At 43.4% G+C, this 251-nt stretch carries 1 protein-coding gene; it reads left to right on the forward strand.

From position 1 onward, the window contains the following. The coding region (locus ACY9Z2_RS19215) for an efflux RND transporter permease subunit (protein WP_463611279.1) at positions 1-243 on the forward strand (243 nt) is incomplete at its 5' end. Positions 244-251: the final 8 nt, after the last annotated feature.

Raw genomic sequence — 251 nt, forward strand, 5'->3', positions numbered from 1 at the left:
GTATCTGAAATGATTATTGGTGTTCGGGGCGACTTGGCCGTGAAGGTATATGGCCCAGACCTTGGCACACTCAATAAGCTCGGAACCCAAATTGAAGAATTACTGAAGACAATCAACGGTAGCCAGGACGTTTATACGGTTCAAAATGACGGTGTCCAATACTTGCGAGTCGAAATTGACCGATTGCAAGCAGGTCGATTAGGACTTGATGTTGAAACCATTCAAAACATACTTAGAGTTTAGATTGAAGG

The sequence above is a fragment of the Virgibacillus sp. GM2-2 genome (assembly GCF_055329585.1).